Genomic DNA, 10,511 nt, shown 5'->3' on the forward strand with positions numbered 1-10,511 from the left:
GGCTTGGGCGGGGCGGGCGGTGGGGATGGGGGTCGGGACATGGAGCGGGCCGGGGGTGCCGGAGCATGGCGCCCGCATTATAGGAAGCGGCCGGTGTCGGTTCCAGGCAACGGGCGCGGGCGGTGCGGTGCTGCGCGAGATTTCTCTGGGCGATGCGGGGCGTTACTGCTAGGATTGAACGCAATGGGCATCGTGCAGGCCGGTCCGGTCCGGCCCATGGGGGTGGGATTTGACTGCATTCGGATCACTGTTCAGTCGCGAGCCAGCCCCGCTGCTCGGCATCGACATCAGCTCCACCACCCTGAAGCTGGTAGAGCTGGGCCGCGGGCGCAGTGGCGGCTATGCCTTGCTGCACTGCGCGATCGAGCCGCTGGACAAGGGCTGGATCGCGGAAGGCAATATCGAGAAGTTCGACGAGGTGGCCGAGGCGCTGCGCCGGCTGGTGCGCAAGGCCGGCACCAAGACCAAGAACGTCGCGCTGGCCCTGCCCGGCTCTGCCGTGATCACGCGCAAGGTCAGCCTGCCCGCCGGCCTGACGGAGGACGAACTGGAAGTCCAGGTCGAGGCGGAGGCGGCGCAACTCATCCCCTTCCCCCTGTCCGAAGTCGCGCTGGACTTTGGTGTCATCGGGCCGTCGGCCACCGCCCCCGGGTACGACGAGGTGCTGGTGGCCGCCTCCCGCAAGGAGAGGGTGTCCGACCGGCAGGGGCTGGCGGAGGCGGCGGGCCTCAACCCGGTGATCATGGACGTCGAGTCCTACGCGTCGCGGCTGGCCGCGCGCCGGGCCATCGAGCGGCTACCCAATCAGGGCAACAACCCGCTCGTCGCGTTGTTCGAGATCGGCTCGCAGTCCACGAGCCTGCAGGTCATCCGCAACGACGAGATGATCTACGAGCGCGATCAGCCCGTCGGTGGCGCGGTGCTCACCCAGGTCATTGCGCGCCAGTACGGCATTTCCTTCGAAGAGGCGGAGCAGAAGAAGAAAACCGGCAACGGCCTGCCGGCCGACTACCCGCAGACGGTGCTGCAACCGTTTCTGGACACCCTGGGGCAGGAGCTGGGCCGCGCGCTGCAGTTCTTTTTCACCAGCACGCCGCACAACAGGGTGGACCACATCCTGCTGTCCGGCGGTGCCGCCAGCCTGCCCGGCGTGGCCGAGGCGGTCATGACCCAGACGGGCTTTGCCACCAGTGTGCTCAATCCTTTCGAGGGCATGACCCTGCCACCCAACCTGCCCGCCGCGCGCCTGGCCATGGAGGCGACGTCCTACCTGGTGGCCACGGGGCTGGCCTTGCGGAGGTTCATGCCATGATCGCCATCAACCTGCTGCCCCACCGCGAGTGGGCGCGCAAGAGGCGGCGCGAGGCATTCTTCGTGCATCTGGCGCTGGCGGCGCTTGCCGGTGTGGCGCTGGCGGGCGTGGTGTACACGGTTTTCGAGGCGCGCATCGCCGTCCAGCAGGGGCGCAACCAACAACTGCAGGTCGAAATCGCCAAGCTCGACCAGCAGATCAAGGAAATCGCCACCCTGCAAACCGAGCTGGATGCCCTCAAGGCGCGCCAGGACGCCGTCGAGAGCCTGCAGGCCGACCGCAACCTGCCGGTCCATCTGCTCAACGAGCTGGTGCGTCGGCTGCCCGACGGGGTGTACCTGCGCTCGATCAAGCAGGAGGGCAGCGGCATCGCGATCACCGGGGTGGCCCAGTCGCAGGAGCGCGTCTCCGAGCTGCTGCGCAACCTGTCCACCCAGAGCCCCTGGCTGCGGCAGCCGCAGCTCATCGAGATCACGGCCGGCACCCAGAACTTCAACCCGGGCGGGCAGCGCCGGGTCTTCAATTTTGCGCTGCGCGTCGTGCAGGGCAAGGGCGAGGGGGCGGACAAGGAGGGCGGCGGGGCGCCGGCCCCCGCTGGCAAGGGCGGGGCGGTCTGACCCCGCAACCGGACGACACCATGGCCTCCAAACGCAAACTCTCCTCCATCGACTGGGCCGATCTGCAGCAGACCCTGCAGCGCCAGTTTAGCGGGCTGGACCCCAACGATCCGTCCCGCTGGCCGGCGCTGCCGCGGGCCTTGCTGCTGGTGGCGGTGGCGGTCTTCATCGTCGTGGCGCTGTGGTACGTCTGGTTGTCCGAGCGCCGCGATGCGCTCGAAGCCGCCCAGCGCCGCGAGGGCGAGCTGCGCACCGAATACACGCAAAAGGTCGCCAAGGCCGTTGCCCTCGACGCGCTGAAAGCGCAACTAGAGCAGGTGCGGCAGTACGTCGCGCAACTGGAAAAGCAACTGCCCAACCGCGCCGAGATGGATGCCCTGCTGTCCGACATCAACCAGGCCGGCATCGGCCGCGGGTTGCAGTTCGAGCTCTTTCGCCCCGGGCAAGAGGCGGTGCGCGACTACTATGCCGAGCTGCCCATCACCGTCCGCGTGAGCGGCCCCTACCACGACATTGGCATGTTCGTCTCCGACATTGCCCATCTGTCGCGCATCGTGACGCTGAACAATTTATCGATCAACCCGGTGGCCAACCGCAACGACCTGCTGACCATGGAGGCCACCGCCAAGACCTTCCGCTATCTGGACCCCGACGAAGTGCTGGCCCAGATGTCGGCGGCCAAAGCGGCCCAGGGAGGCAAGAAATGACCCCCCGCGCGCGCTCACCGCGGTGTGTCTGGGGCGGCCTTGCCATCGTGGCCGTGTTGGCGGGGTTGCTGGGCTGTTCTGGCAACGACGAGGATCTGGCGCAATGGATGGCACGTCAGCGCGCCACGGCGCAGCCCAAGGTGACCCCCATCCAGCCGCCCACCGCCTACCAGCCGCAGGCGTACGAAGGGGGCGACATGCTGGCCCCCTTCAACGAGGAAAAGCTGGTCCGCGTGCTGCGCAGCGACACGGCCAGCGGAGCGGTGTCGCGCTTGATCGAGTCCGAGATGCGCCGGCGCCGCGAGCCGTTGGAGGACTACCCCCTCGATGCGATTGCGATGGTGGGCCTGCTGGACAAGGGCGGGCGCCGCGTGGCGCTGGTCCGCGTCAATGGTTTGCTATATCAGGTGGCGGCGGGCAATTATCTGGGCCAGAACTACGGGCGGGTGACCGCCATCTCCGACCATCAGATCACCCTGCGCGAGATCGTGCAGGACGCTGCCGGCGAGTGGATCGAGCGCACCGCCACCTTGCAGCTACAGGAAGGAACCAGCAAATGACCTTCGCACATCGATCACCCGGTGATGCACCGCAGCGCCGGCCCCAGGGCCGGCGCTGGGTGTCGTTCGCCCTGGCGGCTGCGGTTGTCCTGGCGAGCGGTTGGGCGCAGGCCCAAGGGGCCATCCGCTCCGTCTCGGCGGGCTTCAGCAGCGGCAACGAAGTCATTCGCATCGAAACCACCGAACCCCTGAAGGCCCTGCCCGCCGCGTTTACCATCCAGACGCCCGCGCGCATTGCGCTGGATTTCCCCGCGACCACCAACGCCACCGGCCAGGGGCTAATCGAGATCAACCAGGGCAATTTGCGCTCGGTCAACGTCATCGAGGCCGGTGGCCGCACGCGCTTGGTCCTCAACCTCAACCGTGCCGTTCCCTACGACACCCAGGTCCAGGGCAACGTGTTGTTCGTCACCCTGCAAAACCCGCCCGCCGCCGCGCCCGCCGCCTCGGCTGGGGTGGGCGCCATGACCTTCGACAGCGGCCCTGCGGTCAGCGGCACGACGGCCCTGAACGACATTGACTTTCGCCGCGGCGAGGACAGCGCCGGTCGCCTGATCGTGGAACTGGGCAACCCGCAAACCGGGGTGGACATCCGGCCGCAAGGGCGCAATCTGGTGGTGGAGTTTTTGCGCACGTCGCTGCCCGAGGGCCTGCGCCGGCGTTTGGACGTGACCGACTTTGGCACCCCGGTGCGCACCGTCACCGCCACCCAGACCGGCGACCGCGTGCGGCTGCTGGTGGAAAACACCGGCGAGTGGGAGCACAGTGCCTACCAGAGCGACAACCAGTTCGTGCTCGAAGTGCGCGCGCTCAAGCCCGATCCCAACCGGCTCGTACAGGGCCCCAAGTACAGCGGCGAGAAGTTGTCCCTCAACTTTCAAAACATTGACGTGCGCTCGCTGCTACAGGTGATTGCCGACTTCACCAACTTCAACATCATCACCACGGACACCGTGCAGGGCAACCTGACCCTGCGCCTGAAAGACGTGCCGTGGGATCAGGCGCTGGACATCATCCTGGAGGCCAAGCAGCTGGGCATGGCCAAGACGGGCAATGTCATTCGGGTCGCGCCGAAGAAGGAGCTGGATGCAGAAGCCTTGGCGCAGCGCGAAGTCACCAAGAAGCTGGAGGACCTGGAGCCCTTGCGGACGGAGGTATTCCGCTTGAATTTCGCGAAGGCGGAAGAAGTCGTCAAAACGCTCAAGGATGCAACGGCCAGTGGTGGAGGGAATAATCAGCTCACCAACCGCCTTCTGTCGACCCGTGGGTCGGCAATCGCTGATATGCGGACCAACCAAGTCTTCGTGACCGATGTGCCCGGGCGGCTGGAGTCGGTGCGGGATTACATCCGCCGCGTGGACAGTCCGAAGCGCCAGGTCATGATCCAAGCCCGTTTGGTGGAAGCCCGGGAGGGCTTTGGCCGTGCGCTTGGCGTGCGGCTGGGGGGCGCCGATTTGCGCTCCATTCGCGGGGGGGACGCAGGCTACAGCATCGGTGGCGGCAACCGGGTGGCGATCGCAGGTTCGTACGATGCCATTACCGCGACGACCATGGAGTCGTCGGCCCCTCTGACCAGCCAAAACACGAATTTCGTCAACCTGCCGGCGCGCACCAGCATCAACAATACCGACATTCCCCGGATCGCGTTGTCGCTGTTCAGTCCCTCGGCCAACCGCTTTCTGAACCTCGAGCTTTCCGCGCTGGAATCGGACAACAATGGCCGCATCATTTCCAGCCCGAAGATCGTGACCAGTGATCTCAACAAGGCGGCCATCAAACAGGGTGACCAGCTGCGATTCCTGCAGCGCCGCACCAACGCCCAGGGCCAGACCGAAGATGTGATCGTGACGATCGATGCCAACCTGTTGTTGGAAGTCACGCCTCAGATCACGCCGTCGGGCAAGGTGTTGTTGGCCCTGAAAGCGACCAAGAACCAACTGACGGGCATCACCTCGGCCGGGCCCCAGCTGGCCGTGAAGGAAGTCGAGACCGAGGTGATGGTGGACAACGGTGGCACGGTGATGATTGGCGGTATTTTCGAGCAGGAAGAAACCAACAACGTGGACAAGGTCCCCGTATTGGGTGACGTACCGGTCTTGGGCAACCTGTTCAAGACTCGCAACAACACCAGCAGCAAGCGGGAGTTGCTGATTTTTGTGACCCCTGTGGTGCTTGATGAAGGCACGGTGGCTCAGTGAAGGTCCTCATCCTGGAACGGATTTTGGGAGATCGATGTGATCAAACGATGGATTGGATGGATCGCGGCGGCACTGGCCGACACGCTCGTGGCGTGCGGCGGGGGTGGCGGCTCGCCCGGCGCGAACCCAAACACCGGCGCGCTTTCGGTCGGCGGGGTGTCTGCGGTCACCGTGCTGCCGGGGGAGTCCAAACTGCTGCTCGTCACCGGTGGGGTACCGCCCTATCGCGCGGTGACCACCGAGGCTGCCGTCGCCGTGGCGGCCATGGAGGGCAATTCGCTGGTCGTCGGCGGTATCGCGCCGGGGGCGTCCACGAATGTGATCGTCACGGACTTTGCCGGCACGAGTAAAACGGTGTCCGTGACGGTGGGCACGAGTGTGCCCCTGTTCACGACGGCCCCTGCTGCGCTTACCATCGGGGTGGGACCCGCGCAGGCACGCACCTTCCGCGTCAGCGGTGGCGTCAAGCCCTACACCATTACGGGCAGCGCGCCATTGGTTGCGACGGTCACTCAGCTGGATGCTGAGCAATGGAGCATTCAAGGGGTGGCCATCGGTGAGATGACGGTTCGCATCCGCGACGCCGCCGGCACGGAGCTGGCGGTGGCGGTGGCGGTGGGTTCGCCCGAGTTGCGCATTTCGTCCGACAGTCTGACGCTGCCGATTGGTATCCCGGCGACCGTCGTACTGTCCGGGGGACAAAAACCGTATTCGATCGCGGGGGGTATTCCCGCAGCCATTCAAGTCCGTCGGCTGCCGGGATCGGACGGCGAGTTTGAGATTCTCGGGTTGCTGGCGACGGGGGGCGCCGATGTGGTGTTTGCCGACGCTGCCGGCAAAACAGTGAAAACGACCGTCACGATCAATACGGCCACGCCACAATTCCGGGTTTCGCCTTCGGCGGTGAGTTTGGGAGAGCAGTCGGGTTCGTCGGTGAAGTTCAGTTTCTTGACGGCGGCCAATGGTGTGCCGACGGTTCTCAGCAGTTTCCCTGGACTCGTGTCGGTGTCGGCGGTCACGGCGCCCGAATTCAATACCGATGGTTCGATCAAGACGCCCGGCTCCTTCGTGGGTACGGTATCGGGCACGACCTGTGTGGCGGCGGACACCCAGGTCACGCTGACGGTCATCGACAGCCATGGGTCGATCGGGACGGCGGTGGTGACGGTGGTGAATACCAATCCGGCCGCTTGTCCCTGATGGCTGGCCATGTCGTCCTCATCGGCCTGCCCGGCGCCGGCAAGACCACAGTCGGCCGGCAGCTGGCACGGCGGTTGCAGCTGCCATTCGTCGACTCCGACGCCGTGATCGAGGAGCGGCTTGGTTGCGGCATCCGCGAGTTTTTCGAGCGGGAGGGTGAGGAGCCGTTCCGCGACGTGGAGGAGGCGGTGCTGGAAGAGCTGACGCGCGGCGAGCCGTGCGTGCTGTCCACCGGCGGCGGGGCGGTGTTGCGGCCGTCCAACCGGCAGCGGCTGAGCGCGCGCGGGCGGGTGTTCTATTTGCGCTCCACGCCGGAGGATCTGATGCGGCGGCTGCGCCACGACCGCACGCGCCCGCTGCTGCAGGTGGCCGACCCGCTGCAGCGGCTGCGCGAGCTGCACGCGCTGCGCGATCCCCTGTACCGCGAAACGGCGCACGACGTCATCGAGACCGGACGCCCGTCGGTGGCCACGCTCGTCAACATGATCCTGATGCAGCTGGAGCTGGGCGCGCAGGCGGCCCGGGGGCCGACGGCCGGCTAAACTCCGGGCATGTCCACGCCCGCCGCTGCCGCCGTCGCCGAAGTCCCTGCGCCCACGCCTGCCGCCACCGTGCTGCACACGGTGACGATCGATCTTGGGCAGCGCAGCTACCCGATCGTCATCGGTAGCGGGCTGCTGGACGATGCGGCCACCTGGGCCGGCTTGCCGCGCGCGGCCAGCGCCGCCATCGTGACCAACACGGTAGTGGCGCCGCTGTACCTGGCGCGGCTGCGCGCGGCGCTGCTGCCGCACTATGCACGCGTGCTGAAGGTGGTGCTGCCCGATGGCGAGGCGCACAAGGACTGGCCGACGCTCAACCGCATTTTCGACGCGCTGCTGGTCGCCGGGGCGGACCGCAAGACGGTGTTGTTCGCGCTGGGCGGTGGCGTGGTGGGGGACATGACCGGCTTTGCCGCTGCCTGCTACATGCGCGGCGTGCCGTTCGTGCAGGTGCCCACCACCCTGCTGGCGCAGGTGGATTCTTCGGTGGGGGGCAAGACGGCGATCAACCATCCGCTCGGCAAGAACATGATCGGGGCGTTTTACCAGCCGGTGCGGGTGGTGTGCGATCTGGCGGCGCTCGCTACCCTGCCGCCGCGCGAGTACAGCGCGGGCCTGGCCGAGGTCATCAAGTACGGGCCGATCCATGACCCCGCGTTTCTGGACTGGATCGAGGCCAACATCGAGCGGTTGCGTGCGCGCGACCCGTCGGCGCTGGCGCACGCGGTGCGGCGCAGCTGCGAGATCAAGGCCGCCGTCGTCGGGCAGGACGAACGCGAGTCCGGCCTGCGCGCCATCCTCAACTTCGGCCACACCTTCGGCCACGCGATCGAGGCGGGCCTCGGCTTTGGTGCCTGGCTGCATGGCGAGGCGGTGGGTTGTGGCATGGTGATGGCGGCGGAGCTGTCGCGCCGGCTGGGGCTGGTGTCGCCGGCTTGGGTCGCGCGGCTGGAGCGGCTGGTGGCGGCTGCCGGCTTGCCGGTGCGCGCGCCGGTGTTGGGGCCCGACAACGCCGCGCGCTACCTGGAGCTGATGCGGGTGGACAAGAAGGCCGAGGGCGGGCAGATCCGCTTCGTCGTCGTCGACGAGGCCGGGCAGGCCTACGTGCGCCCGGCGCCGGATGCGCTGGTGGCCGAGGTGATCGCGGCGCGCTGCGCCGCCTGAGGCGGGCCGTGGAGGAGGGGAGGCGGCCGTGAGCCCTGCGCTGCCGTCGCTGACCGAAGAGGCCGTCGCCGCATCGACGCCGCCCGCATGGCCGGGCGGGATGCTGGCGCCGTGGGCGTGCGACCCGGCGCGCAGCCGAGGCCGCCGCCGCCCCGAACCGCCCGCGCCGACGCGCAACCCGTTCCAGCGCGACCGCGACCGGGTCATCCACTCCACCGCCTTTCGCCGTCTGGTCTACAAGACGCAGGTGTTCCTCAACCACGAGGGCGACCTGTTCCGCACGCGGCTGACGCACTCGCTGGAGGTGGCGCAGCTTGGCCGCAGCATCGCGCGCGCGTTGGGCGTGCACGAGGATTTGGTGGAGGCGATCGCGCTGGCGCACGACCTGGGGCACACGCCGTTTGGCCACGCCGGGCAGGACGCGCTCAACGCCTGCCTGCTCGCCGACGACGGCCCGTGGGCGGCCGAGCCACGCGGGCCGGACGAGCCGCACGGTGGCTTCGAGCACAACCTGCAGAGCCTGCGCGTGGTCGACGAGCTGGAGGAGCGCTACCCCGAGTTCGACGGCCTCAACCTCAGCTTCGAGACGCGCGAAGGCATCCTGAAGCACTGCGCACGCGCCAACGCCGAGTGGCTGGAGGCGCGCGAACCCGCAGGGGTGGGGGCGCGCTTCCTGCGCGGGGAGTCGCCATCGCTGGAGGCGCAGCTGGCCAACGTCGCCGACGAGATCGCCTACAACGCGCACGACATCGACGACGGCGTGCGCAGCGGGCTGTTGACGCTGGAGCAGCTGGAGCAGGTCGAGCTGTTCGACACCTTCCGCCGCGAGGCGCTGGCGCAGCATCCGCGCCTGACGGGTCGGCGATTGCTGTACGAGGCGATCCGCCGCATGCTCAGCGCGCAGGTGTACGACGTGATCGCCGCCACGCGCGCGGCGCTGAGCGCCGCCTGCGTGCAATCGGTGGACGACGTGCGCGCGCAGCCGCCGCTGCTGGGCTTTTCGCCGGCGATGCGCGAGGCGTCGGCGCGGCTCAAGCGCTTCCTGCTCGTCAACCTGTACCGCCACCCGCAGGTGATGGAGACCACGGCGCGCGCGCGCCAGGTGGTGGCGGACCTGTACCGCGCCTACTGCGCCGACCCCGCGCGGTTGCCCGCGCCACGGCGCCGCGCCGGGCTGTCGCTGCGGCGGCAGGTGGCCGACCACATCGCCGGCATGACCGACCGCTACGCGATCCGCGAGCACGAGCGGCTGACCGGCCAGCGGCTGTTCGTCTGACCGCCTATGCCCAGCGCGCAAACCGCCCCCCCCGACCGCCAGCCCGTGGCGGCGCAGGCGCGGCTGATCGTCGCGGTGGGCATTGCCAGCGCGCTGCATGTGGGCAAACTGCCCCCGGCGCTGCCCGTGCTGGCGCAGGAACTGGGGCTGACCCTGGTGCAGGGGGGCTTTTTGCTCTCCATGATCCAGTTGGCCGGCATGAGCATGGGGGCGCTGTTCGGGCAACTGGCCGACCGGCTGGGGCCGCGGCGCGTCATGATGGCTGGGCTGCTGTTGCTGGCCGCGGGCAGCGCGCTGGGGGCGCTGGTGCCGGCGGCGCACCTGTTGCTGTGGACGCGCGGCATCGAGGGCTTCGGGTTCTTGATGGCCGTCTTGCCGGCGCCGGGCCTGCTGCGCCGGGCGGTGACCGAGCCGGCCGTTCTCAACCGCGCCTTGGGTTGGTGGGGGGCGTATATGCCGATCGGGGCGGCGACGGGGCTGCTGCTGGCCCCCGCCTTGCATGCCGCCGTCGGTTGGCGTACGGCGTGGGGCTTGCTGGCGGGCTTGGCGGTGTTGTGCGCGGTGGCCGTGCGCGCGCGATTAGCCCCGGACGCCCCGGACGGGCCGGCCGCCGTTGCGGGAGGGGCGTGGGGCGCGGCATGGCAGGGCCTGCGCTCGACGCTGTCGGCGTCTGGGCCGTGGTTGGTCGCCGCGGCGTTTTTGATGTACTCCGGGCAATGGCTGGCGGTGGTCGGGTTTTTGCCCACCCTCTACACCGAGGCCGGTTGGTCGCCCGCCCGGGTGGGCTGGGCCAGTGCGCTGGCCGCGGGCATCAACCTCACGGGCAACATTGCAGCCGGCCGAGTGCTCGCGCGAGGCGTGGCCCCGCGCACCCTGCTGTGGACCGGCTATGCCGCCATGGGCTTGGGGGCGGTGGGCACCTTTACGGCGGGGGC

General features: G+C 68.4%; 10 protein-coding genes. All 10 read left to right on the forward strand.

All coding sequences use genetic code 11. From position 1 onward, the window contains the following. Positions 1-229 precede the first annotated feature (229 nt). Complete coding sequence (locus V7026_RS09790) at positions 230-1,312, forward strand: pilus assembly protein PilM (RefSeq protein ID WP_334155199.1); 1,083 nt, start codon at positions 230-232, stop codon at positions 1,310-1,312. Further along, on the forward strand, positions 1,309-1,929 hold the full coding sequence (locus tag V7026_RS09795; RefSeq protein WP_334155200.1) for a PilN domain-containing protein: 621 nt from the start codon (positions 1,309-1,311) through the stop codon (positions 1,927-1,929). The genes V7026_RS09790 and V7026_RS09795 overlap by 4 nt, the downstream gene beginning before the upstream one ends. A 20-nt stretch (positions 1,930-1,949) precedes the next feature. Next, positions 1,950-2,636: a type 4a pilus biogenesis protein PilO gene (locus tag V7026_RS09800; protein ID WP_334155201.1), complete on the forward strand. Its 687-nt coding sequence runs from the start codon at positions 1,950-1,952 to the stop codon at positions 2,634-2,636. After that, positions 2,633-3,196, forward strand: a complete 564-nt coding sequence (locus V7026_RS09805) for a pilus assembly protein PilP (protein ID WP_334155202.1) — start codon at positions 2,633-2,635, stop codon at positions 3,194-3,196. The genes V7026_RS09800 and V7026_RS09805 overlap by 4 nt, the downstream gene beginning before the upstream one ends. Beyond that, the gene (gene pilQ / locus V7026_RS09810) at positions 3,193-5,394 is read left to right on the forward strand and encodes a type IV pilus secretin PilQ (RefSeq protein WP_443082342.1); all 2,202 of its coding nucleotides are present in this window, start codon (positions 3,193-3,195) and stop codon (positions 5,392-5,394) included. The genes V7026_RS09805 and pilQ overlap by 4 nt, the downstream gene beginning before the upstream one ends. A gap of 36 nt (positions 5,395-5,430) precedes the next feature. Continuing rightward, positions 5,431-6,594 carry a hypothetical protein gene (locus V7026_RS09815; protein ID WP_334155204.1) on the forward strand — a complete coding sequence of 388 codons (1,164 nt, stop codon included), beginning with the start codon at positions 5,431-5,433 and terminating at the stop codon, positions 6,592-6,594. Beyond that, positions 6,594-7,136, forward strand: coding sequence for a shikimate kinase (locus V7026_RS09820; RefSeq protein ID WP_334155207.1), 543 nt, complete (start codon positions 6,594-6,596; stop codon positions 7,134-7,136). The genes V7026_RS09815 and V7026_RS09820 overlap by 1 nt, the downstream gene beginning before the upstream one ends. A gap of 9 nt (positions 7,137-7,145) precedes the next feature. After that, positions 7,146-8,300 (forward strand): 3-dehydroquinate synthase, encoded by a 1,155-nt coding sequence (gene aroB / locus V7026_RS09825; protein ID WP_334155205.1) that lies wholly within the window; start codon positions 7,146-7,148, stop codon positions 8,298-8,300. A gap of 100 nt (positions 8,301-8,400) precedes the next feature. Continuing rightward, on the forward strand, positions 8,401-9,576 hold the full coding sequence (locus tag V7026_RS09830) for a deoxyguanosinetriphosphate triphosphohydrolase (RefSeq protein ID WP_334155208.1): 1,176 nt from the start codon (positions 8,401-8,403) through the stop codon (positions 9,574-9,576). A gap of 6 nt (positions 9,577-9,582) precedes the next feature. Then, positions 9,583-10,511: MFS transporter (locus V7026_RS09835; protein WP_334155206.1), on the forward strand; the 929-nt coding region annotated here is incomplete at its 3' end.

The organism is Tepidimonas sp., assembly GCF_036825565.1.
Lineage (GTDB): Bacteria > Pseudomonadota > Gammaproteobacteria > Burkholderiales > Burkholderiaceae_C > Tepidimonas.